The sequence below is a fragment of the Bacillus sp. CPT56D-587-MTF genome (assembly GCF_058792335.1).
This window is the reverse complement of sequence record NZ_JBYTEF010000003.1, coordinates 1-21,932: the sequence shown is the minus strand read 5'-3', so window position 1 is coordinate 21,932 and position 21,932 is coordinate 1. Positions and strand designations below refer to the sequence as shown.

At 36.7% G+C, this 21,932-nt stretch carries 28 protein-coding genes; 19 read left to right on the top strand and 9 right to left on the bottom strand.

Features of this window, described 5'->3' with window-relative positions:
* From AC3WVZ_RS31700 to AC3WVZ_RS31690, 3 genes are all read left to right on the top strand, one after another.
* The gene (locus tag AC3WVZ_RS31700) at positions 1–138 is read left to right on the top strand and encodes a hypothetical protein (RefSeq protein WP_176116658.1); all 138 of its coding nucleotides are present in this window, start codon (positions 1–3) and stop codon (positions 136–138) included.
* 101 nt (positions 139–239) lie between these two features.
* Positions 240–1,421, top strand: a complete 1,182-nt coding sequence (locus AC3WVZ_RS31695; protein ID WP_078187543.1) for an FtsK/SpoIIIE domain-containing protein — start codon at positions 240–242, stop codon at positions 1,419–1,421.
* Complete coding sequence (locus tag AC3WVZ_RS31690) at positions 1,360–1,977, top strand: replication-relaxation family protein (RefSeq protein WP_078187544.1); 618 nt, start codon at positions 1,360–1,362, stop codon at positions 1,975–1,977. Before AC3WVZ_RS31695 ends, AC3WVZ_RS31690 begins: the two co-directional genes overlap by 62 nt.
* A gap of 9 nt (positions 1,978–1,986) precedes the next feature.
* On the opposite strand, the gene AC3WVZ_RS31685 is transcribed toward AC3WVZ_RS31690, so the two are convergent.
* The 5 genes from AC3WVZ_RS31685 to AC3WVZ_RS31665 form a co-directional block, all read right to left on the bottom strand.
* Positions 1,987–2,217: a helix-turn-helix transcriptional regulator gene (locus AC3WVZ_RS31685; RefSeq protein WP_078187545.1), complete on the bottom strand. Its 231-nt coding sequence runs from the start codon at positions 2,215–2,217 to the stop codon at positions 1,987–1,989.
* A gap of 863 nt (positions 2,218–3,080) precedes the next feature.
* A complete protein-coding gene (locus AC3WVZ_RS31680; protein WP_233936948.1) occupies positions 3,081–3,302 on the bottom strand; it encodes a hypothetical protein in 222 nt (73 codons plus the stop codon).
* Positions 3,303–3,485: 183 nt separating this feature from the next.
* Positions 3,486–3,647, bottom strand: coding sequence for a hypothetical protein (locus AC3WVZ_RS31675; RefSeq protein ID WP_176116758.1), 162 nt, complete (start codon positions 3,645–3,647; stop codon positions 3,486–3,488).
* Positions 3,648–3,649: 2 nt separating this feature from the next.
* On the bottom strand, positions 3,650–4,159 hold the full coding sequence (locus AC3WVZ_RS31670; RefSeq protein WP_233936946.1) for a hypothetical protein: 510 nt from the start codon (positions 4,157–4,159) through the stop codon (positions 3,650–3,652).
* Between the two features lie 69 nt (positions 4,160–4,228).
* Positions 4,229–4,885 carry a hypothetical protein gene (locus tag AC3WVZ_RS31665; RefSeq protein ID WP_233936944.1) on the bottom strand — a complete coding sequence of 219 codons (657 nt, stop codon included), beginning with the start codon at positions 4,883–4,885 and terminating at the stop codon, positions 4,229–4,231.
* A 51-nt stretch (positions 4,886–4,936) separates the two neighbouring features.
* Here AC3WVZ_RS31665 and tnpC (AC3WVZ_RS31660) point away from each other — a divergent pair, with 51 nt between their 5' ends.
* On the top strand, positions 4,937–6,340 hold the full coding sequence (tnpC, locus tag AC3WVZ_RS31660) for an IS66 family transposase (protein WP_100910632.1): 1,404 nt from the start codon (positions 4,937–4,939) through the stop codon (positions 6,338–6,340).
* Positions 6,341–6,557: 217 nt separating this feature from the next.
* Here tnpC (AC3WVZ_RS31660) and AC3WVZ_RS31655 read toward each other — a convergent pair whose 3' ends face one another.
* Positions 6,558–7,265 (bottom strand): IS6 family transposase, encoded by a 708-nt coding sequence (locus AC3WVZ_RS31655; RefSeq protein ID WP_233935413.1) that lies wholly within the window; start codon positions 7,263–7,265, stop codon positions 6,558–6,560.
* 342 nt (positions 7,266–7,607) lie between these two features.
* Here AC3WVZ_RS31655 and AC3WVZ_RS31650 point away from each other — a divergent pair, with 342 nt between their 5' ends.
* The 10 genes from AC3WVZ_RS31650 to AC3WVZ_RS31605 all read left to right on the top strand — a co-directional run bounded on the left by AC3WVZ_RS31650 (position 7,608) and on the right by AC3WVZ_RS31605 (position 13,217).
* Complete coding sequence (locus tag AC3WVZ_RS31650) at positions 7,608–8,141, top strand: hypothetical protein (protein ID WP_233936943.1); 534 nt, start codon at positions 7,608–7,610, stop codon at positions 8,139–8,141.
* 13 nt (positions 8,142–8,154) lie between these two features.
* Entirely contained in the window at positions 8,155–8,631 is a 477-nt protein-coding gene (locus tag AC3WVZ_RS31645; RefSeq protein ID WP_233936941.1) for a hypothetical protein, read from the top strand.
* A gap of 488 nt (positions 8,632–9,119) precedes the next feature.
* Positions 9,120–9,476, top strand: a complete 357-nt coding sequence (locus AC3WVZ_RS31640; protein WP_233936940.1) for a transposase — start codon at positions 9,120–9,122, stop codon at positions 9,474–9,476.
* Positions 9,477–9,651: 175 nt separating this feature from the next.
* Positions 9,652–10,308, top strand: a complete 657-nt coding sequence (locus AC3WVZ_RS31635) for a hypothetical protein (RefSeq protein WP_065486323.1) — start codon at positions 9,652–9,654, stop codon at positions 10,306–10,308.
* 48 nt (positions 10,309–10,356) lie between these two features.
* Positions 10,357–10,638: an AbrB/MazE/SpoVT family DNA-binding domain-containing protein gene (locus AC3WVZ_RS31630; RefSeq protein ID WP_065486325.1), complete on the top strand. Its 282-nt coding sequence runs from the start codon at positions 10,357–10,359 to the stop codon at positions 10,636–10,638.
* Between the two features lie 20 nt (positions 10,639–10,658).
* The gene (gene hfq / locus AC3WVZ_RS31625) at positions 10,659–10,892 is read left to right on the top strand and encodes an RNA chaperone Hfq (protein WP_416232118.1); all 234 of its coding nucleotides are present in this window, start codon (positions 10,659–10,661) and stop codon (positions 10,890–10,892) included.
* Positions 10,893–10,919: 27 nt separating this feature from the next.
* A complete protein-coding gene (locus AC3WVZ_RS31620) occupies positions 10,920–11,150 on the top strand; it encodes a hypothetical protein (protein ID WP_065486327.1) in 231 nt (76 codons plus the stop codon).
* 29 nt (positions 11,151–11,179) lie between these two features.
* Positions 11,180–11,482 (top strand): ArsR/SmtB family transcription factor, encoded by a 303-nt coding sequence (locus tag AC3WVZ_RS31615; protein WP_065486329.1) that lies wholly within the window; start codon positions 11,180–11,182, stop codon positions 11,480–11,482.
* 58 nt (positions 11,483–11,540) lie between these two features.
* On the top strand, positions 11,541–11,849 hold the full coding sequence (locus AC3WVZ_RS31610; RefSeq protein ID WP_065486330.1) for a 50S ribosomal protein L7ae: 309 nt from the start codon (positions 11,541–11,543) through the stop codon (positions 11,847–11,849).
* 414 nt (positions 11,850–12,263) lie between these two features.
* Positions 12,264–13,217 (top strand): Rpn family recombination-promoting nuclease/putative transposase, encoded by a 954-nt coding sequence (locus tag AC3WVZ_RS31605; protein ID WP_233936939.1) that lies wholly within the window; start codon positions 12,264–12,266, stop codon positions 13,215–13,217.
* 550 nt (positions 13,218–13,767) lie between these two features.
* Here the strand turns inward: AC3WVZ_RS31605 and tnpC (AC3WVZ_RS31600) are convergent.
* Positions 13,768–15,171 carry an IS66 family transposase gene (gene tnpC / locus AC3WVZ_RS31600; protein ID WP_100910632.1) on the bottom strand — a complete coding sequence of 468 codons (1,404 nt, stop codon included), beginning with the start codon at positions 15,169–15,171 and terminating at the stop codon, positions 13,768–13,770.
* Between the two features lie 329 nt (positions 15,172–15,500).
* Between tnpC (AC3WVZ_RS31600) and tnpC (AC3WVZ_RS31595) the strand changes: the two genes are divergently transcribed.
* From tnpC (AC3WVZ_RS31595) to AC3WVZ_RS31575, 5 genes are all read left to right on the top strand, one after another.
* Positions 15,501–16,904 (top strand): IS66 family transposase, encoded by a 1,404-nt coding sequence (gene tnpC, locus AC3WVZ_RS31595; protein ID WP_233935200.1) that lies wholly within the window; start codon positions 15,501–15,503, stop codon positions 16,902–16,904.
* A 326-nt stretch (positions 16,905–17,230) separates the two neighbouring features.
* Positions 17,231–18,634: an IS66 family transposase gene (gene tnpC, locus AC3WVZ_RS31590; protein WP_100910632.1), complete on the top strand. Its 1,404-nt coding sequence runs from the start codon at positions 17,231–17,233 to the stop codon at positions 18,632–18,634.
* Positions 18,635–18,688: 54 nt separating this feature from the next.
* Positions 18,689–19,414, top strand: coding sequence for an IS6 family transposase (locus AC3WVZ_RS31585; protein WP_233936938.1), 726 nt, complete (start codon positions 18,689–18,691; stop codon positions 19,412–19,414).
* A 73-nt stretch (positions 19,415–19,487) separates the two neighbouring features.
* Positions 19,488–19,733 (top strand): hypothetical protein, encoded by a 246-nt coding sequence (locus AC3WVZ_RS31580; RefSeq protein ID WP_233936937.1) that lies wholly within the window; start codon positions 19,488–19,490, stop codon positions 19,731–19,733.
* Positions 19,734–20,169: 436 nt separating this feature from the next.
* A complete protein-coding gene (locus tag AC3WVZ_RS31575; RefSeq protein ID WP_233936936.1) occupies positions 20,170–21,135 on the top strand; it encodes an Rpn family recombination-promoting nuclease/putative transposase in 966 nt (321 codons plus the stop codon).
* 44 nt (positions 21,136–21,179) lie between these two features.
* On the opposite strand, the gene AC3WVZ_RS31570 is transcribed toward AC3WVZ_RS31575, so the two are convergent.
* Together AC3WVZ_RS31570 and AC3WVZ_RS31565 are read right to left on the bottom strand one after the other, a co-directional pair.
* Positions 21,180–21,467: a hypothetical protein gene (locus AC3WVZ_RS31570; protein ID WP_233936935.1), complete on the bottom strand. Its 288-nt coding sequence runs from the start codon at positions 21,465–21,467 to the stop codon at positions 21,180–21,182.
* Positions 21,468–21,645: 178 nt separating this feature from the next.
* Positions 21,646–21,932 (bottom strand): hypothetical protein (locus AC3WVZ_RS31565; protein WP_492310915.1); only part of this gene is annotated, 287 nt, incomplete at its 5' end.

Sequence of the window (21,932 nt, the reverse complement as noted above, 5' to 3'; positions counted from 1 at the left end):
ATGACCATTGTGGGCGAATTAGGGATTGTATATGGCGTAACAGGGGTAACAGTTATGGGTATTAAATTGCTGAAAAGAAAAGGGCTTCACCTTCCCGATTGGGTGCTACGTGATATGCTCGATGTATTTCTACGCTAGTATTCTATCGGGTAGTTGATGGGAACTGTCGTAGTACATTTGAACAACCTTTTTATGATATTCCTGATAGCCCCAACTACCTCTAAGGAGGTAAGGAGTTTATGTTTTCACTTTTGGTGATTCCAGTTACTTTTTTAACAGTAGCGTATTTTTACAAGGGAAAAGAAATGAGTGATAAGAAGAAAATCAAAGCATTTTTTGAAATTACGAAAGTGTGTGTACAGCATAAAGGAGAAATGCAGTACCCTGTATTTTTGAAACAAACAGAGGATAATAGTAGTACCACGTTTGTCTATTGGCTGCCATTAGGTGTGCCGAGTCAGCTCATACAGAAGTTAGCGCAAGTATTAGAGGAAGGTTTGCATAAACCCGTTATGATTTCCTTTCAACGACGGGAGCTGTTTATACGGGTATTCCAGCAATGTATTCCTGAAAAATGGCATTGGTCCAATGAATTGTTACGAGAGAAGACATGGAACGTCATCATGGGAAGAGCGTTAGATCGAATGATTTATCATGATTTTGAAAAAACACCGCATATGTGCGTGAGCGGGATGACTCGTTTTGGCAAAACGGTTTTTCTCAAGAATGTGATGACGAGCTTAATTTTACAGCAGCCAGATTACGTGAAGTTCTATGTGATTGACTTAAAAGAAGGATTGGAATTCAGCCCTTACAAGGACTTGGCACAAGTCGAAGAAGTGGCGGAGAATCCCATGCAAGCCTTTGACATGTTGACACGAATTCGTGAAAAGATGGTGGAACAGGTTGTTCATATGAAAGACTCGTATTTCACGAATATTGTAGATACGCCCATCAAGGAGCGTTATTTTATCATCGTCGACGAGTCAGCGAATCTTTGTCCGACACAGGGATTACCCAAAAAAAGGAGGGATATGCTCTATATGTGTCAAGAAATGTTATCGGAAATAGCGAGGATTGGCGGAGCATTGGGGTTTCGCTTGATTTTTTGTACCCAGTACCCGACTTCTGATACCTTACCAAGGCAGATTAAACAAAATAGTGATGCGAAGATTGGATTCCGTTTACCGACCGTAGTGGCTTCACAAGTGGCGATAGATGAAAGTGGATTAGAAGAACTTCCATCCATACCAGGGCGAGCGCTTTTTAAAACGGATCGTGTAGAAGAAATCCAAGTGCCTTATTTACCTAGCAAGGAAATGTGGAATGTATTAAAACAGTTTAAGGTGGTGAAGAAAACTGAAACACCAAAAAATGAAACAAAAAGCGAGACAAATCAAGATTTTATCGAGTTTAAGTAAGTTAGAATTTGCTTCTAGAAGGCAACTCCAAGCCATTCATTGTCTCGGTAGTATCAGAAATGCAAATCGTATCCTGAAGGATTTAAGACCGTATTGTCATGTGACTTCGCACAACCGAGAGCACGTGTATTATCTAAATAAGAAAGGGCTTGCTCTTCTAGGAATAGATGCAAAAGAACGAAAAAAGAAACATCAACTGGAACATATCTTATTACGCAATGAAGCATGGATGTGGCTAGATTTTCCTGATTGGAAAATAGAGCAAGTCATCACTCTGCGCTATCAAGGAGAAGAAAAAACAATTGTCCCAGACGCATTTTTCACAAAAGATAATATTCCTTATTTTGTAGAAATAGATCGGCTACAGCATATGAAGGTAAATGAGAAGAAAATACAGTATTATGCGTATCTCACTCACATATATCAGAAGCAACAGCAGGTAAAACCGATCATCGTCTTTTGTACGATATCGGATTGTAGGGAGAAACAATTACTGAACTATGCTGTGAAACATAATGTATATGTGCAGACATATTTGCTACAAGATGTGGTATAAAGGGAAAATCTATAGCCAAAAGTCACTATAATCTACATTTTTATTTGTTAATTTCTTTAAAGCTTTAATAATTTTATTACTATTCTTTAAGGATGGATGAAAAGCGTTGCCCTTACACAAACGGCTAATAGTACCTCTACTTACACCACTCTGGTCAGCAACTTCTTGTTGAGTAAGTTGGTGTTTATCTAAAAACTTTCCAAATTTACTACGGGGTTTCCCAAAATCAAACCAATTCATTGTCATCACCTCAATTAATCTAATAAATTATTACTAGCTTGTCCTAAAGTTTAATATTTAAAACATGTCAACCAATTAGCATGTTTTTAAATGAGAATGCATATAATTAAGCAACAGGTAAAAAATTATGTAATTATTTTGTGGAATATAGCATACATATTAATAGCAACAAGTTGCGAATATACATGAAGCATAAATTGCAACTTGTTGTAAAGGGTATGCTAGTAAAATAAAAAGCGAAAATTCTTACTCTCGCAAGGGGTTTCGCTTTTTGTATGAAGTGAGGAATTGGAAGTAGATAAGAAGAAAACTAATACTTTCACGTGCTATAATGTGAAAACATGTAAAATAAAAGGGAAACATCTGAAACAAGGGGTTTCTTCTGTCGTATTGTCGATATTTGCTGTATAATAGGGAAGATCAATTAATATGACTTCCAATATGCGGAGTTTAACATGTTTCACTTTTTTCATAAGTAGCTTCAATAATAATCAAAATCCCTATGGATAGCAGGCACACAATACTGACGTTGTATGGTATGCCTGCTCTTTTTTTAGTATAGGTAAGGCGTAGCAAAGCACACAGTCTTGGCAACGGAATGGCTATAGAATAAGAGAGTAGTGGCGAGGTATGTAAAGGGAATCCCCTTGAACGTCACATGCATGTTTCATGCGATTCCAAGGGGGTTTTGTGTAGGAATACATGATGGATTTTCCAGTATTCCTCTATATGAGTATATGATACAATCAAGGTGTTCCGTATATTCCATTATATTGAACACCCATAGCAAATGCCTACAAGCAGGAGGCATTTTTTCTTATTTTTCCCTTCAGGTAAGCTAACGACCTGAAGGGTTTTTATCGTTAGAAAAGGGACAGTTGGATGGGTTCGTGTTCTTCTTTTTCTTGATTTGTACAAGAGATATGTCGATGGTAGCCCGCCCCTAATCTTCGCTGAATTTCGTCATCTAGTAATTGAATCGCACGTTCTTGTGAAGCTGTATACATGACCACTTCTTGCGTCGGGTACATTTCTCCGCTAGGTGCTACGATGGTATAAGAAAGTGGATAGGCACTAATTTTCAAACAAACGCCTCCTATATCGTAGAATCATCTCTCATACTACAATTATACCTAATGGGCTCCTTACTTCACCTGTCACTAAGCCTAATTGAATACAAAAAATCTGAAAATAAGAGTAGCTAAGAATGGCTACTCAAAATGGAATACATATTATGTATAAGAAACAGTTTGAACCATCATATGGTATCAAAATTTATGCATCTTTGAAGCAAAAGCCCCAAGTGAAAAGATGACTAGTATTACAAAGAACACAAGTTTAATGATCGCAAATGAAATGATAACGGCGAATATCAATAGTTTTAATATGGTTCGTAGTGACCATTTTACAATATTTAAAGATACACGCATGATTAAATCCCCCTATCGTGACGATTTTTCTTTGTTTTCTCCCCTGTCCATTTTTCATTTTCCTCTTGTATTTCTTTACTGGTTGCGTTTTTGATGTTGTCCAAGTCTCCACCAGTTTGAACAGCATTTTTTGTATCGTCTATATCTATGCGGTCAGGTGTTCCATCATTATCTACATCCCGTTCTTTTGTGATTTCTTCATACTGCATTTGAATGATTGCATTTTTCGCTATCATCGTCTCCAATGTACCAGTGCCTAATGTGTGACGTAGCTCTTTCTCGTCTAACGATGCGATACTTGTCAAAAATGCATCTTTATATTGTTCTTCAAACAAATTTTTATAAGAAGTATATGTGAGGGATTGCGTAGGAAACTGTCGGTTTGTATCTTCCAAATCAAAAGAAAAAAATGTAATCTTTCCATCTTCCTGTTCTTTGAAATGTTCCAAGAAACTTTTTTCAAATACACATACGATTTGATAGCAGATCTCCGTCACTTTTGCATCCATCATACTCCATCCCTTTCCGAAAGATAGAAAAGAAAAACGATAGATCATGAACATATCCATCGTTTTTCTTTTCTATCGACTCATGGATTGCTTTTTGTGCTTTTCTTTTGCTATATCTTTTTGTTCTTGCTTTATTTTGTTGTTTAGCTCTTTTACACCGTTCATTGAAAATTCAATTTTCTTGTCTTTCGCAGTCTCGTTTTCTTTTCCCTTTTCTTGTAGAGTTGTCTGTTTTTTGTTTCCTTCTGTTTGCTGTTCCGTCGTTTCTTTCGTTGTTTCATTTTTTAGTTTTTTTAATATATCAGAAAATACATGCGGATTCCATTTTTCCTCTACATTTTTTTCAGCTGAAGAAACATATTCAGAAACGATTTTTTCAATTTTTTCGATTTGTTCTGGTGAAAAATTTTGGTTCATTTTCTTGAAGTCATTATCGCTCTCTTTACCAGCGACTACGTTAACCTTTTGTTGCAAAAGCGCTTGTTCTTTTTCACTCAATGCGGAAAAAATAGCTTTCACTTTCTCTAATGGTTTTTGAGACGGGATGTCTGCTTGTTTCGCCACTGTGTTCTCTTTTTCGATTCCCTTTCCTTCTTTGTTTGTTTCCGCATCTCTCTGTTGTTTATAACGGTTTGCAAACATAGTTTCTACTCGTGTTACTTCCTGTGAATATAACCCGTAACTACTCAGCCACCTTTCGGTGTCTTTTTTAAATTTTACTAGTTTCATATGCCTCCCATTTGTAAATACTGAGTATATCAAACAGGGGAGGTGAATCTTATGGTCGATCGAAAAATTATTTTAGATACATATAAAAAAGGACCTGAAGCTGTTATTTCTTTATTTGAAGAAACATTTTCTAAGTTAGAAAAACGTATACAAGAACTAGAAAATGCTTCAAAAAAAAACTCCAAAAATAGTCATAAGCCACCTTCTACAGATGGTTTGGGTAAGCCCGTTACAAAAAGTTTGCGCAAACCGTCTCATCGTCAAACGGGTGGCCAGTTGGGCCACAAGGGACATACTCTTGGTTTGACAGCGACTCCAGATCATACGATTACACATTCTCCTACATATTGTACTTGTTGTCATACTTCCTTGAACCACGAGCCTGTAAAAGGGTATCGCATTCGCCAAGTGTATGACTTACCACCTATTCAGATCGAAGTGACAGAACATAAAGTAGAACAGAAAGAATGCCCACATTGCCATTCTATCCAAGAAGCCCAATTTCCTTCGACAGTATCTCGTCCTGTTCAATATGGTCCAAATATAAAAAGACTGATTCCCTATTTAACGCATTATCAATGCATTTCTTTGAAGCGAACAAAAGAATTCTTTCAGGATTGTTTTGGACATTCTATAAGCGAAGGAACCCTGGTAAATCATACACAGGCTTTCGCTTCTCAATTGCAGCCATTCATAAAAGAAGTAAAGGAAAAGATTCTGCAGTCTCCTGTTGTCCATTTTGATGAAACTGGTATGCGTGTAGAAAACAAAACACAATGGTTACATACTGCCAGTACACCGGAGGTGACATTGCAACATATTCATCAAAAACGTGGAAAAGAAGCAATGGATGCTGGAGAAATCTTGCCATCTTTTTCTGGAATTGCGATGCATGATGGTTGGAAATCGTATGATGCGTATACAGATTGTCGTCACGTTTTATGTAATGCCCATCTCTTACGAGATTTACAAGGAATTATAGATAGTACTGGAGAACAATGGGCACAACAGATGCAGAAATTTCTAACGCAAGCGTTGACGATGAAAAAGCAATCCGAAGGTACCATGCCAAAAGCGACGCAAAAGAATCTGTTTATTATGTATCAATCCATATTGAAAGAACAACAGATTCTTTCCACGAAACAAAAGAAGAAAGGAAAGCAGACGCCTTCTCAAAATTTATGGAATCGCTTCGTCAAGTATTCTGACAGAATTCTAGCGTTTTTAGAACATCCAGCCATTCCATTTGATAACAATCAAGCAGAACGGGATATTCGGATGACGAAAGTAAAACAGAAAGTGTCTGGGACTTTCCGAAGTAAGAAAGGCGCAGAATCTTTTTGTCAGATACGAAGCTTTATGAGTACCATGAAAAAACAAAAACAATCGGTCTTACAAGCGATAAACCAAGTCATAGAAACTAGAACGGTTCCTTGGAATAACACGACTTCATAAGAGAATTTCTCTATTTGGCATAGATTCTTTCTCTGATTGGAGTATTTTCTTTTCATGTTTTCGAATCGGAAACATGTATTTGGCCTGTTTTTTTATTTGAAGAAGCTGAGTAGTTACAATTATTTTAGATACATATAAAAAAGGACCTGAAGCGGTTCTGGTGCAAAGAAAGGATACGTTCCCAAGAAATAATGAGGATTCCTATTGGAATCATTCTTTACGCTGTTAATCCAAATAATTGATGAATAAATTCTTTTTGATTTTGAACAGACTGATCCCGTAAATCAACCTGTTCTTTTTTTATCATATGCATGGCTTCTACTCCTGCAAGTATACATGTAGCGGTGCCAAAAGATTTAAATCCTAACATAGAGCGTACACGTTTTTTAATGAATCGATGGTCTTGCTCCACTACGTTATTTAGATATTTTATCTGCCGAATTTGAGTGCCTAACGGCACTTTTTTCTCGCTCTTTAATTTAGTGATGGCAACTGGATAAGCAGGATTTTTATCAATTGTGATTGTACGAGGTTTTGAGACATGAAAAGACTGCAAAGCCTTTTTAAAGAATCGCTTTGCAGCCTTATGATTTCTAGTTTTACTGAGATAGAAGTCAATCGTATTTCCTTCAGAATCAACCGCACGGTATAAATACATCCATTGCCCTTTTACTTTTATATACGTTTCATCCACTCGCCATGAATCATTTGTTTGTTTAAGATGACGTCGGATCCGTTGATCCAGTTCCGGTCCGTATTGATGGACCCAGCGCATAATCGTTGTATGAGCTAAAGATAATCCTCTTTCTTCCATCATTTCCACCAAATCTCGAAAACTTAGATTGTACCGTAGGTACCAACGTACAGTTAATAAAATTATATCTGGTTGGTAATGCTTCCATTTAAACAAATTGTCCTTTTTCATACTGATCACATCCCTTTTGTAGAGTAATCGTATCAGTATGTCCAAAATTAGAAGATTACTTGCAATTAACCTAATTTTTTGCACCAGAACCTCTTTATCAACTGCCATGTAGTACACCTCCTTTTTTCTAGTATAAGTTATATAACTATTTTAGGAGGAACGACTATGAAAATATCAGTTTCAGAATGGATGTCACTCAGTCCGCATATTAAATTGAAGTTAATTCGCTTAGCTATTTTAGAAAATAACCAGGCGAGATAAAGAATCATGTAAGGAAAATCGAAGCGTTTGAATGATTAGTAACACATTCTCTTTTATAAAAAGAAAGGTAGCGTGGTAATCGTGAACTGTCCATACTGTGCAACTCCGATACAGGTTGATAAAGAGGGTATCGTACAAGAAATTTGTGAATTCTGCGGTGGTCGTATTCGAGAACAACAAACAGGGGTCTTACAGCTGTGTCAGAATGGAGAGCGGTTTGAATTTCGAAAGCTACAACAACATATCTTCTTAGAGTGCATTCATCAGTCTGTAGAAGAGTTAAAGCAGTATCATACGTATGACTTGTATGTGTTGCTAAAGGAAGTTAGAGAAGCACGAAGTCAAACGTATTATGGTTTACAATTGCTGAATAAAGCATCTCAAACAGAAAGAACATTGCAGGTAACTGCGAATGAAACAGGCGGAGAATATGAGTATTACACGAGAAAAGCGTGGGTGATAGAAAATATTTTGTTAGAACGCCAGGGATTCTTTCCAGAAAAGGTTACCGCGCGTGTTTTGGAATATATGGGCGAACAAATTCGAAAATCGAAGAAAAAGACGATGAGGATATCCAAAGAACGACGTCCACAAAAGAAAGAAATTTGTGGATAAGGAGGCGAGAAATTTGGAAAAAGCAATACGATATGGTGAAACGACTCCGGCCGTATGGAGTATGTACAATGGTACAACAGGATGTGTATATGCCCAAGTAGGTATTCCGCAAGTTGGTGATATAGAAATACAGGTGTATCATCATGAAGGGAACGGGAGATTTTTACTTACAATTCCTGAATTCAATTGGTGTAGTTATGTAGGGGATTTTGAAATATTCCATACCAGTCCGCCAGGGAATGAAAATGACGTATTCAAGGGATATCGTGGGTATTATTTGACAATGGGGGATGTCGAAATAGTAATACCTGAATTGCAGCCGTATGTGAGAGAGATGAAATTCATTTTCTCTTTACTCCTTTCGTTGCTGTATAAGGAAACAACAAATGAGTTATATAGTAACACGGGTACAAGATGTACGATAGAGGAGCATATCCGCTACTGTAAAAGAACATTAGAATCATGGCATGTCTATCTAGCTGAAGAATGAAGTGGAGCAACTGAATCCATACCGAGAAGGTTTTCCTTTCTTTTTTGGCAGAAGCTAGCTGGGGGTATGGGGGCGAGTCCCCCATGGTTTCCGTATCCATATAGAGAATAAGTGGAATCAATGGGCGATCGTACAGGCGGTTCGGCACGTACAATATGACGTGTAAGCTGAAGGACCTAAAGATTTCCTTTTTTGTCGTCAGCTTAGCAACGATACGTTGACGTGCCGAAAAAGGTTGGACAAGGGTTTGAATGATTATGTGACAAAGTCATGTAATCCATTCAAAAAGGTGGAGATTTTCTGGAGAGAAACGGAAGAAAATACGACCTGTCCCTGGCGGAACTTTTAGCTTTTTGCGTATAGGTTCTTTTATTTCCTCTTTTACCGCATATATGTAATAGGGAGCGGTGATGGAATAAGCGGAAAGGCTTGCAATATATGTTATAATGATTGTATCTATCTATTTGAGAAGAGTGGGGGGAAGAACTGTGGAACATCATATTATCGAGGAACATCAAATTCTCCAAACCAATAAGAAGTGGTCACATCTCACACAAAATCAGAAGAATTTGATAGCAGAATGGTTACGAGAAGAATATCGAAGTTTTATTATGATGTATTTACGAAAACCGAAACGTTATGAAGAAGAATATATAGTAGATAGCGTGATGGAACGGATACACGCACGTGGTATTTGGATACCATATGGAGAAGTAAAAGCGTACTTTGCCTGTAAAAAAGGCAAATGGTATCGGAAATTAGAAAATGAGTTTGAAGATAGAAGGAAAGAAGAAGAACAAAAAATGATGTTACAGAAGGAAGAAAGGGGAATCTTGTTTGTATAGTCGGAATATTCGTTTCTTTTTTTCTATGGGTAGTAAAAATGTGGTACGATAGAAGTGACATGATAGATGTATAGTATGATTCCAGTTCATTCCTATAGGAGTGAACTGGAATTCTTTTTCATTGGATCATTCCGGATTGGCAAATATACAAGGAAAAGTGGAGAGGGGGAGAAAAATGGAAGTACAACGTGTACTGCAAGAAGAAATTCGGGAAAAAAAGCGAACTGCTTCGGGCGTTCATCATAAAACAGGAAAACGAGGATATGTCGGAAAGATGTTATTTCCAACTGACATGCTGAAAGGAAAAGAGAAACGTAGCTACCAAAAAGCATCGAAGGTGGAGATTTCAAATATGTATGAAACAATGATGAGTTGGGCAGAATTTGAAGCGTTGCCTGTAGAACAACAAAAACAAATGTTACAGGGCTACCGGATGCATTTTCATATGAAGGATATCGTAAAGCATTGGAAAATGAGCACAGCTAAGCTGTATACCTTAATTAAGGAGCTAGAATTGCCCGCTCTTCCTAAGGAAAATGTAATAGCAAAACGAAAAGAATCACGTCAGAAAAATCGGAAAACAGGGAAACAAACGAAACCAAAACAAAGAGAAGTGTTGCCACCAATAGAACAAATTTCTCTTTTTGATACAGATTCTGAAGTGGTGCACCGTATACCAGCAGCTGTACCGATACAAGGATATCGCACGACCTTATCAGGTGTATACAGTTCAGAAGAACTAATCAGTCGTTTATTGAAAATGGGTGCCTTATTAGAAGGAGAAGAAAACATGTTTCGAGTACAATTAGTGATAGAAGAACAAGAAAGATAAAAATAAGGTTGGAATGTTATACATAGAAAATGGAGGAGGAAATGACAGTTGAAATCAACAGGAATTTTACGCAAAATAGACCATTTAGGAAGAATTGTCATACCGAGAGAAACAAGAAGAGTACTGGAAATAGCAGAAAAAGACTGGGTAGAAATATTTGTAGAGGGAGAAGAGATTATTCTGAAGAAATATAAGGGATATGACGTTTGTCCCATTACAGGAGAAGCATCTTCCCAGCATATGAAACTAGGAGATGGAAAGTTGACGTTGAGTCCAGAAGGGGCGAAACAATTGAGGAAAGAATTAGAACAATATTTTGTAAGAGCCTGAGAAGAAGGGGGAAGGAAACATTGGAAAGAAAACCAAACGTACCTCAAAAGGAAAGAACAAACGATATGCTATCCTTTCAGGAACAAGTACTACAAGAAGCAGTGCAAAGAAAAAAGAGCATGATAATGATTTTAGTCAATGGATTTCATATCAAAGGAATCATAAAAGGGTATGATTTATATTCGATTTTGATAGAAGTGGACGGGAAACAACAGCTTGTGTATAAACATGCAATTTCTACACTTCGTTTCTAAAAGAAACGAAGTAGAGGAGGGGATTATATGGAATTTATTGTTATCATACTACTATTTGTTGTAATCGGAACAATCTTAACAGCTATCCCATTAAACAAAAAGAAAGTAAGCTTGACGAAACAAAATAACACACATAATTCATCACCATTATTTTCTTATTCAGGTTCAAATCATGATAGCGTGTATGATGGTAGTTCATATGATTGCGGTGGGTCTTTTGGTGGAGATAGTGGAGGTAGCTGCGGTGGTGGTGATTAAAGAAATAAGAAAGAATGAGGCGAAAGAAGATGACAAATGTTTTTTATATGGAGCTCAATGATCTTAATTATGAACTCGAACGAAGTGCGGAAATACTGAGAGTATTAGCACATCCTGTCCGTCTACAAATTGTACATCAATTATTAGGGAAAAAGACTTTAAATGTTACCGAATTACAACAGATTTTAACATTACCGCAATCTACGGTTTCACAACATCTTCATAAAATGAGAAGTCATAAAGTGTTAGCACATGAACGCAAAGGAACAGAAGTATTTTATCGAGTGGATGATGAAAAAGTGAAACAAACGGTTTACATACTGATAAGATAAATAGATAGCTGCCTAGTTATGTATAGATACAAAAATAGAATGAGAAGGGAATTTTTCTATGGGTGTAAATTCATATTACGTGTATATCACAATAAAGGAACTTATTTTTATTCATACCTATGTGACAGGGAAAGAAATTCCCTCTTCGCAAGCATTACAAATTCTAGAACAATTTGATTCTGAAGAAATCCCAGGTACAATTAGAGGAACACGTCGGTATCGCATACGGCAAAATGGGGAAGAATTGTTCCAATACTATAGACAGAAACATCCGAAATTATTTAAGAAACAAAGGTTATACACGTACGAAGAGTTGAAACACCGAGCGGTGTATTACTGTTCGTCTCATTTGACGCTTCACATGTAATGCAGGATGCACAGGAGAACGCTCTTTGGATTGGTTATTATATCCAATTTATTAGTTAAGGGATGAAAAACGACCTTCCAGATTCTTTTCTAACGAAAGATAAGGAGATTCCGAATACGTTTGAGTATCGAAAGTCCAAGAGTGCACATTCGAGGAGATAAGAGGGTGAAAAGATGGGTAGAGAAGATTTTAGGTAGCAAGGGACATAAATCAGTAAGAATAGGTGCCTACAAGTAAAGTATGTAAAATTTCACGTACCATAATTTAAAATGTATCCTTCACAAAAAAAAGAATAAGGGTTGCTTCTTCTCTCCTTTTTCCGATACAATAGCTATATACTTTCTTTACCCATTCCCCTGAAAAAGGGGACTAACAAACAAGATAGAATATGAAATAAGAAAGGTAACTCCTATTATGAATCAACCTTTAGTGAATTTACGAGTGGATTTTGCTTTTAAGCAATTATTTGGAACAAGAGGAAATGAACAGATTTTAATGCAATTTTTGAACGTGACATTAGCCTCTTCGCTCTCTTCACCGATTCAATCGCTGACAATAGAAGACCCACATATGCACAGAGAATACGAAAAGGACAAATTGTCCATTCTAGATGTATTAGCAACTTTAGACGATAAGACCCAAATTGCAATTGAAATACAATTGAATGACCACAATGATTTTCTGAAACGTAGTTTGTATTACTGGAGTCGTTTATATGCCTCTCAAATGAAAAAAGGTAGTTCGTATGATACGTTACGGAAGACGATTACCATCAATATTTTGAACTTTCCAGTCTTTCCAGAATACGAAACGTTCCATACAACAGGGAAACTGTGGGATATCAATTTACAAAAGTTACTCTTAGATGATCTCGAATTGCACATCATTGAAATCCCAAAATTAATGACGCAATGGAAAGAAGAACAAGTCAATCCGTGGGAAGACGATTTTGTACGATGGTTACTCTTATTATCTGCCAATGAAGATACACAATTAACGCATACGCTGGAGGAGATCGCCATGAACCGAGACCCGATTTTAAAAGATGCGATGCAAAAATGGGAAAAGATGAGTCAAGATCCTGGATTCCGTATGCTATATGAAGCAAGACAAAAGGCTCTGATTGATGAGACTTCTAAGTTCAAGTATGCAGAGAAAAAAGGCATAGAAAAGGGACGTAAAGAAGGAAAAGAAGAAGGCCTTCAAGAGGGTATGGAAAAAGGAAAAGAAGTAGGTATTCAAGAAGGGAAATTGGCAGAAAGAGAACAATTAGTCCGTGGCATGCATAAAAATGGCATGAATATCGAAGATATTGCAAAGTTTACGAATATGGATATGTCAGAAATACGCCATATTTTAGAAAATTAAAGTGTACCGTACACTTTTTCAAACGGTTAGATGATTCTTCGGGGCCACCTGAACTTGAAGAACTAACACCGGAAAATAGATTGAATATTCGAAAAAATAGACCGAATAAATCCCGTTATGTTATAATTAGCGTAACCGATATACTGTACTACCTTTTGCTCCCTGATTTGTATAACAAGTCAGGGAGCTTTTCGTATGTTCCACGGTCTTTGTATCAGTAAATTCCTGTACAAGAAATGATTTCCTAAAAATAAAGTTACTTTCTAGAACAAGAAGGGAGTAAGTAGATACCATTTTGTTTTTATACAGAAATATAAGCAAACCTTTTCAAGAGATAGGTTTATTTTCTATTATTCTATTTCATCAATGCGTTCTTTTCAATGTTTTACTCGTATGAGAGGGTCCTTGTGGACATCCATCCCAATATATATTAGTAACTACTCAGCTTCTTCAAATAAAAAAACAGGCCAAATACATGTTTCCGATTCGAAAACATGAAAAGAAAATACTCCAATCAGAGAAAGAATCTATGCCAAATAGAGAAATTCTCTTATGAAGTCGTGTTATTCCAAGGAACCGTTCTAGTTTCTATGACTTGGTTTATCGCTTGTAAGACCGATTGTTTTTGTTTTTTCATGGTACTCATAAAGCTTCGTATCTGACAAAAAGATTCTGCGCCTTTCTTACTTCGGAAAGTCCCAGACACTTTCTGTTTTACTTTCGTCATCCGAATATCCCGTTCTGCTTGATTGTTATCAAATGGAATGGCTGGATGTTCTAAAAACGCTAGAATTCTGTCAGAATACTTGACGAAGCGATTCCATAAATTTTGAGAAGGCGTCTGCTTTCCTTTCTTCTTTTGTTTCGTGGAAAGAATCTGTTGTTCTTTCAATATGGATTGATACATAATAAACAGATTCTTTTGCGTCGCTTTTGGCATGGTACCTTCGGATTGCTTTTTCATCGTCAACGCTTGCGTTAGAAATTTCTGCATCTGTTGTGCCCATTGTTCTCCAGTACTATCTATAATTCCTTGTAAATCTCGTAAGAGATGGGCATTACATAAAACGTGACGACAATCTGTATACGCATCATACGATTTCCAACCATCATGCATCGCAATTCCAGAAAAAGATGGCAAGATTTCTCCAGCATCCATTGCTTCTTTTCCACGTTTTTGATGAATATGTTGCAATGTCACCTCCGGTGTACTGGCAGTATGTAACCATTGTGTTTTGTTTTCTACACGCATACCAGTTTCATCAAAATGGACAACAGGAGACTGCAGAATCTTTTCCTTTACTTCTTTTATGAATGGCTGCAATTGAGAAGCGAAAGCCTGTGTATGATTTACCAGGGTTCCTTCGCTTATAGAATGTCCAAAACAATCCTGAAAGAATTCTTTTGTTCGCTTCAAAGAAATGCATTGATAATGCGTTAAATAGGGAATCAGTCTTTTTATATTTGGACCATATTGAACAGGACGAGATACTGTCGAAGGAAATTGGGCTTCTTGGATAGAATGGCAATGTGGGCATTCTTTCTGTTCTACTTTATGTTCTGTCACTTCGATCTGAATAGGTGGTAAGTCATACACTTGGCGAATGCGATACCCTTTTACAGGCTCGTGGTTCAAGGAAGTATGACAACAAGTACAATATGTAGGAGAATGTGTAATCGTATGATCTGGAGTCGCTGTCAAACCAAGAGTATGTCCCTTGTGGCCCAACTGGCCACCCGTTTGACGATGAGACGGTTTGCGCAAACTTTTTGTAACGGGCTTACCCAAACCATCTGTAGAAGGTGGCTTATGACTATTTTTGGAGTTTTTTTTTGAAGCATTTTCTAGTTCTTGTATACGTTTTTCTAACTTAGAAAATGTTTCTTCAAATAAAGAAATAACAGCTTCAGGTCCTTTTTTATATGTATCTAAAATAATTTTTCGATCGACCATAAGATTCACCTCCCCTGTTTGATATACTCAGTATTTACAAATGGGAGGCATATGAAACTAGTAAAATTTAAAAAAGACACCGAAAGGTGGCTGAGTAGTTACCGAAATTCTTTAAAATTTGATAATTTCTTCATAAATTCTCCTCCATTTTTCTTTACATTTTATACAATAGAGATAAAAAGGTTCTGGTGCAAAAAAATTAGGTTAATTGTAAGTAATCTTCTAATGTAACTACTCAGCCACCTTTCGGTGTCTTTTTTAAATTTTACTAGTTTCATATGCCTCCCATTTGTAAATACTGAGTATATCAAACAGGGGAGGTGAATCTTATGGTCGATCGAAAAATTATTTTAGATACATATAAAAAAGGACCTGAAGCTGTTATTTCTTTATTTGAAGAAACATTTTCTAAGTTAGAAAAACGTATACAAGAACTAGAAAATGCTTCAAAAAAAAACTCCAAAAATAGTCATAAGCCACCTTCTACAGATGGTTTGGGTAAGCCCGTTACAAAAAGTTTGCGCAAACCGTCTCATCGTCAAACGGGTGGCCAGTTGGGCCACAAGGGACATACTCTTGGTTTGACAGCGACTCCAGATCATACGATTACACATTCTCCTACATATTGTACTTGTTGTCATACTTCCTTGAACCACGAGCCTGTAAAAGGGTATCGCATTCGCCAAGTGTATGACTTACCACCTATTCAGATCGAAGTGACAGAACATAAAGTAGAACAGAAAGAATGCCCACATTGCCATTCTATCCAAGAAGCCCAATTTCCTTCGACAGTATCTCGTCCTGTTCAATATGGTCCAAATATAAAAAGACTGATTCCCTATTTAACGCATTATCAATGCATTTCTTTGAAGCGAACAAAAGAATTCTTTCAGGATTGTTTTGGACATTCTATAAGCGAAGGAACCCTGGTAAATCATACACAGGCTTTCGCTTCTCAATTGCAGCCATTCATAAAAGAAGTAAAGGAAAAGATTCTGCAGTCTCCTGTTGTCCATTTTGATGAAACTGGTATGCGTGTAGAAAACAAAACACAATGGTTACATACTGCCAGTACACCGGAGGTGACATTGCAACATATTCATCAAAAACGTGGAAAAGAAGCAATGGATGCTGGAGAAATCTTGCCATCTTTTTCTGGAATTGCGATGCATGATGGTTGGAAATCGTATGATGCGTATACAGATTGTCGTCACGTTTTATGTAATGCCCATCTCTTACGAGATTTACAAGGAATTATAGATAGTACTGGAGAACAATGGGCACAACAGATGCAGAAATTTCTAACGCAAGCGTTGACGATGAAAAAGCAATCCGAAGGTACCATGCCAAAAGCGACGCAAAAGAATCTGTTTATTATGTATCAATCCATATTGAAAGAACAACAGATTCTTTCCACGAAACAAAAGAAGAAAGGAAAGCAGACGCCTTCTCAAAATTTATGGAATCGCTTCGTCAAGTATTCTGACAGAATTCTAGGGTTTTTAGAACATCCAGCCATTCCATTTGATAACAATCAAGCAGAACGGGATATTCGGATGACGAAAGTAAAACAGAAAGTGTCTGGGACTTTCCGAAGTAAGAAAGGCGCAGAATCTTTTTGTCAGATACGAAGCTTTATGAGTACCATGAAAAAACAAAAACAATCGGTCTTACAAGCGATAAACCAAGTCATAGAAACTAGAACGGTTCCTTGGAATAACACGACTTCATAAGAGAATTTCTCTATTTGGCATAGATTCTTTCTCTGATTGGAGTATTTTCTTTTCATGTTTTCGAATCGGAAACATGTATTTGGCCTGTTTTTTTATTTGAAGAAGCTGAGTAGTTACCTTCTAATTTTGGACATACTGATACGATTACTCTGCAAAAGGGATGTGATCAGTATGAAAAAGGACAATTTGTTTAAATGGAAGCATTACCAACCAGATATAATTTTGTAACTACTCAGCCACCTTTCGGTGTCTTTTTTAAATTTTACTAGTTTCATATGCCTCCCATTTGTAAATACTGAGTATATCAAACAGGGGAGGTGAATCTTATGGTCGATCGAAAAATTATTTTAGATACATATAAAAAAGGACCTGAAGCTGTTATTTCTTTATTTGAAGAAACATTTTCTAAGTTAGAAAAACGTATACAAGAACTAGAAAATGCTTCAAAAAAAAACTCCAAAAATAGTCATAAGCCACCTTCTACAGATGGTTTGGGTAAGCCCGTTACAAAAAGTTTGCGCAAACCGTCTCATCGTCAAACGGGTGGCCAGTTGGGCCACAAGGGACATACTCTTGGTTTGACAGCGACTCCAGATCATACGATTACACATTCTCCTACATATTGTACTTGTTGTCATACTTCCTTGAACCACGAGCCTGTAAAAGGGTATCGCATTCGCCAAGTGTATGACTTACCACCTATTCAGATCGAAGTGACAGAACATAAAGTAGAACAGAAAGAATGCCCACATTGCCATTCTATCCAAGAAGCCCAATTTCCTTCGACAGTATCTCGTCCTGTTCAATATGGTCCAAATATAAAAAGACTGATTCCCTATTTAACGCATTATCAATGCATTTCTTTGAAGCGAACAAAAGAATTCTTTCAGGATTGTTTTGGACATTCTATAAGCGAAGGAACCCTGGTAAATCATACACAGGCTTTCGCTTCTCAATTGCAGCCATTCATAAAAGAAGTAAAGGAAAAGATTCTGCAGTCTCCTGTTGTCCATTTTGATGAAACTGGTATGCGTGTAGAAAACAAAACACAATGGTTACATACTGCCAGTACACCGGAGGTGACATTGCAACATATTCATCAAAAACGTGGAAAAGAAGCAATGGATGCTGGAGAAATCTTGCCATCTTTTTCTGGAATTGCGATGCATGATGGTTGGAAATCGTATGATGCGTATACAGATTGTCGTCACGTTTTATGTAATGCCCATCTCTTACGAGATTTACAAGGAATTATAGATAGTACTGGAGAACAATGGGCACAACAGATGCAGAAATTTCTAACGCAAGCGTTGACGATGAAAAAGCAATCCGAAGGTACCATGCCAAAAGCGACGCAAAAGAATCTGTTTATTATGTATCAATCCATATTGAAAGAACAACAGATTCTTTCCACGAAACAAAAGAAGAAAGGAAAGCAGACGCCTTCTCAAAATTTATGGAATCGCTTCGTCAAGTATTCTGACAGAATTCTAGCGTTTTTAGAACATCCAGCCATTCCATTTGATAACAATCAAGCAGAACGGGATATTCGGATGACGAAAGTAAAACAGAAAGTGTCTGGGACTTTCCGAAGTAAGAAAGGCGCAGAATCTTTTTGTCAGATACGAAGCTTTATGAGTACCATGAAAAAACAAAAACAATCGGTCTTACAAGCGATAAACCAAGTCATAGAAACTAGAACGGTTCCTTGGAATAACACGACTTCATAAGAGAATTTCTCTATTTGGCATAGATTCTTTCTCTGATTGGAGTATTTTCTTTTCATGTTTTCGAATCGGAAACATGTATTTGGCCTGTTTTTTTATTTGAAGAAGCTGAGTAGTTACATAATTTTATTAACTGTACGTTGGTACCTACGGTACAATCTAAGTTTTCGAGATTTGGTGGAAATGATGGAAGAAAGAGGATTATCCTTAGCACATACAACGATTATGCGCTGGGTCCATCAATACGGACCGGAACTGGATAAACGGATCCGATGTCATCTTAAACAAACAAATGATTCATGGCGAGTGGATGAAACGTATATAAAAGTAAAAGGGCAATGGATGTATTTATACCGTGCGGTTGATTCTGAGGGAAATACGATTGACTTCAATCTTAGTAAAACTAGAAATCATAAGGCTGCAAAGCGATTCTTTAAGAAAGCTTTGCAATCTTTTCATGCCTCAAAACCTCGTACAATTACAATTGATAAAAATCCTGCTTATCCAGTTGCTATCACCAAATTAAAGAACGAGAAAAAAGTGCCGTTAGGCACTCAAATTCGGCAGATAAAATATCTAAATAACGTAGTGGAGCAAGACCATCGATTCATTAAAAAACGTGTACGCTCTATGTTAGGATTTAAATCTTTTGGCACCGCTACATGTATACTTGCAGGAGTAGAAGCCATGCATATGATAAAAAAAGAACAGGTTGATTTACGGGATCAGTCTGTTCAAAATCAAAAAGAATTTATTCATCAATTATTTGGATTAACAGCGTAAAGAATGATTCCAATAGGAATCCTCATTATTTCTTGGGAACGTATCCTTTCTTTGCACCAGAACCCATGCCTATGTGACAGGGAAAGAAATTCCCTCTTCACAAGCATTACAAATTCTAGGACAATTTGATCCGGAAGAAATCCCAGGCACAATGAGAGAAACACGTCGGTATCGTATACGGAATAATGGAGAAGAATTGTTCCAATACTATAGACAGAAACATCCGAAATTATTTGAGAAACAAAGATTATGCACGTACGAAGAGTTGAAGCAACGAGCGGTGTATTACTGTTCGGCCCATTTGACGATTCGCATGTAATTCAGGATGTACAGGATAATGTTCTGTTCACTTGAATAATACCTAATAAATGGAAATTAGGTCCAATTTATTAGCCGAGGTGATAAAAAAACGAACGCTCAGATTCCTCTATAACGAAAGAGAAAAAAGCGCCGAATACATTTAGGTCTTGAAAGATAAAAGGCGTCCATACGAATAGATAAGGTTATGAAAAGATGGATAGTAAATATTTCAGGTAGAAAGGGATATAAATCAGTGAGAATAAGTGCATATACAAGTGGTTTATAAAATTTCACGTACCACAATGAAAAAAATAAAACACATCCTCAAAAAAAACAAGGGTTGCTTCTTCTCTCCTTTTGCAGCTACAATAGATATATAACTTCTTTGCCCATCCCCCCGAAAAAGGGGACCAACAAAAAAGATAGAATATAAAATAAGAAAGGTAACTCACTTTATGAATCAACCTTTAGTGAATTTACGAGTGGATTTTGCTTTTAAACAATTATTTGGTGTACAAGGACAAGAGGAATTATTGATTTCTTTTTTAAATGCAATCTTGCATGAATCCTTATCTATACCGATAGTATCGCTAAAAATTGAAGACCCACACCTCCATAAAGAATATGAAGAGGATAAATTATCCATACTAGATATATTAGCGACACTTCAAGATGAGACAAAAGTCAATATTGAAATTCAGTTGCGAAATACACAAGAAATTGTGAAACGTTCCTTATATTATTGGAGTAAATTATATACATCTCAATTAGAACAAGGGATGCCTTATCGCTCTTTGCGAAAAACCATTGCCATCAATCTATTAGACTTTCAGCTCTTTCCTCATTATGATGATATGCATACGGTCGGACAATTTTGGAGTAGGCAACATAAGGAAGTGTTACTTGAGGACCTAGAAATACATTTCATTGAGATTCCAAAGCTAGTAAGACAATGGAGAGAAGAAAAAATTAATCCGTGGGAAAATGAATTTGCTCGTTGGTTACTGTTACTGCCAGCGCATGAAGATGAACATTTGACCCACACGTTGGAGGATATCGCCATGAAGCAGGATCCAATGTTACAAAAGGCAATCCACAAATGGGAAAATATGAGTCAGAGTAGCTCTTTCCGTCTCGCATATGAAGCAAGGGAAAAAGTGTTATTTGACGAGCAAGCGAAATTAGCACATGCTCGTGAGGTTGGTATAGAAGAAGGAATGGAAAAAGGGAAGCAAGTTGGAAAAGAAGAAGGGCTTCAAGAGGGTATAGCAAAAGGAATGGAAAAAGGAAAAGAAGTTGGCATTCAAGAAGGGAAAATCCAACTAATTCAGGGTATGCATAAAAACGGAATGGATATAGAAGATATTGCGAAGTTTACGAGTATGGACCTGTCGGATATACGTCATATTTTGGGACAATAACAAGTAGGCATCCCTACATGAGATGCCTACTTGTTATTGTCTGATTATTCAGAAAGTTTTGTTTGTATTTCTCTCCTGCTAAACAAGCGATTGTACTGTTCCTGTATACTTTGGAGTTGTAAACTTAGTCCTTTTGCCAATGGTGCCATCTTGAGGTCTTGTTGTAAGATGAGCAATAACTGGGACACTTTTATAAGCATCTCGTGAATCTCATATGCTTCTTCTATCAAACCGTCTATATAAACCTGATGAAGAATAGACTCAATTCTGCCCATTTTTCCATCAATTTCTTGTAACAATTGTGCAGAATTACCAGACCATGACTTGTCCACGTATAATCCCTCTCCTGTCTTCGATATCTATTTGCATCCAATTTACTGATAGTTTTCATGTTACTATGGAAAAATAGAAAAGGAAATCTGGAAATTCAAACGATACACTTCTTCTGTTACATTCTTTTCAATTGTTTTTATAATTGAAATTTATATATGTATTACTATTCCTGTAAGTTTAGTGGTATATGGTATAAGCATTCCGAATTTCTATTAAAATATCAGCAATTCGTTTGCCATTTTTCAAAATCACGTGATTTTTTGTATACTCATCTATACATTGTCCTAATTTTTGATTTAACATGACTTCTATTTCACCGTTTTCTCGCATGTTACTCGTTAATAAGGTCGGCTCTTTACTTAACAAGCAATACAATTGTAAGGTTTCAGCCAATACTGTCACTAATGGTCTCAATAGAATATCATGGTGTGGAAGCATATCAGCAGCAATTTGTTTATTTAAAA

What these genes read in the sequence shown, in the direction of transcription:
- AC3WVZ_RS31610 (WP_065486330.1), top strand. Translation starts at nt 11,541, where the DNA reads ATGGGTGTAAATTCATATTACGTGTATATCACAATAAAGGAACTTATT.
- AC3WVZ_RS31665 (WP_233936944.1), bottom strand. Translation starts at nt 4,885, where the DNA reads ATGAAACTAGTAAAATTTAAAAAAGACACCGAAAGGTGGCTGAGTAGT.
- AC3WVZ_RS31605 (WP_233936939.1), top strand. Translation starts at nt 12,264, where the DNA reads ATGAATCAACCTTTAGTGAATTTACGAGTGGATTTTGCTTTTAAGCAA.
- AC3WVZ_RS31675 (WP_176116758.1), bottom strand. Translation starts at nt 3,647, where the DNA reads ATGCGTGTATCTTTAAATATTGTAAAATGGTCACTACGAACCATATTA.
- AC3WVZ_RS31700 (WP_176116658.1), top strand. Translation starts at nt 1, where the DNA reads ATGACCATTGTGGGCGAATTAGGGATTGTATATGGCGTAACAGGGGTA.
- AC3WVZ_RS31615 (WP_065486329.1), top strand. Translation starts at nt 11,180, where the DNA reads ATGACAAATGTTTTTTATATGGAGCTCAATGATCTTAATTATGAACTC.
- AC3WVZ_RS31575 (WP_233936936.1), top strand. Translation starts at nt 20,170, where the DNA reads ATGAATCAACCTTTAGTGAATTTACGAGTGGATTTTGCTTTTAAACAA.
- tnpC (WP_100910632.1), top strand. Translation starts at nt 17,231, where the DNA reads ATGGTCGATCGAAAAATTATTTTAGATACATATAAAAAAGGACCTGAA.
- AC3WVZ_RS31685 (WP_078187545.1), bottom strand. Translation starts at nt 2,217, where the DNA reads ATGAATTGGTTTGATTTTGGGAAACCCCGTAGTAAATTTGGAAAGTTT.
- AC3WVZ_RS31620 (WP_065486327.1), top strand. Translation starts at nt 10,920, where the DNA reads ATGGAATTTATTGTTATCATACTACTATTTGTTGTAATCGGAACAATC.
- AC3WVZ_RS31695 (WP_078187543.1), top strand. Translation starts at nt 240, where the DNA reads ATGTTTTCACTTTTGGTGATTCCAGTTACTTTTTTAACAGTAGCGTAT.
- AC3WVZ_RS31655 (WP_233935413.1), bottom strand. Translation starts at nt 7,265, where the DNA reads ATGAAAAAGGACAATTTGTTTAAATGGAAGCATTACCAACCAGATATA.
- AC3WVZ_RS31585 (WP_233936938.1), top strand. Translation starts at nt 18,689, where the DNA reads ATGTTTTCGAATCGGAAACATGTATTTGGCCTGTTTTTTTATTTGAAG.
- tnpC (WP_233935200.1), top strand. Translation starts at nt 15,501, where the DNA reads ATGGTCGATCGAAAAATTATTTTAGATACATATAAAAAAGGACCTGAA.
- AC3WVZ_RS31670 (WP_233936946.1), bottom strand. Translation starts at nt 4,159, where the DNA reads ATGATGGATGCAAAAGTGACGGAGATCTGCTATCAAATCGTATGTGTA.
- tnpC (WP_100910632.1), top strand. Translation starts at nt 4,937, where the DNA reads ATGGTCGATCGAAAAATTATTTTAGATACATATAAAAAAGGACCTGAA.
- tnpC (WP_100910632.1), bottom strand. Translation starts at nt 15,171, where the DNA reads ATGGTCGATCGAAAAATTATTTTAGATACATATAAAAAAGGACCTGAA.
- AC3WVZ_RS31635 (WP_065486323.1), top strand. Translation starts at nt 9,652, where the DNA reads ATGGAAGTACAACGTGTACTGCAAGAAGAAATTCGGGAAAAAAAGCGA.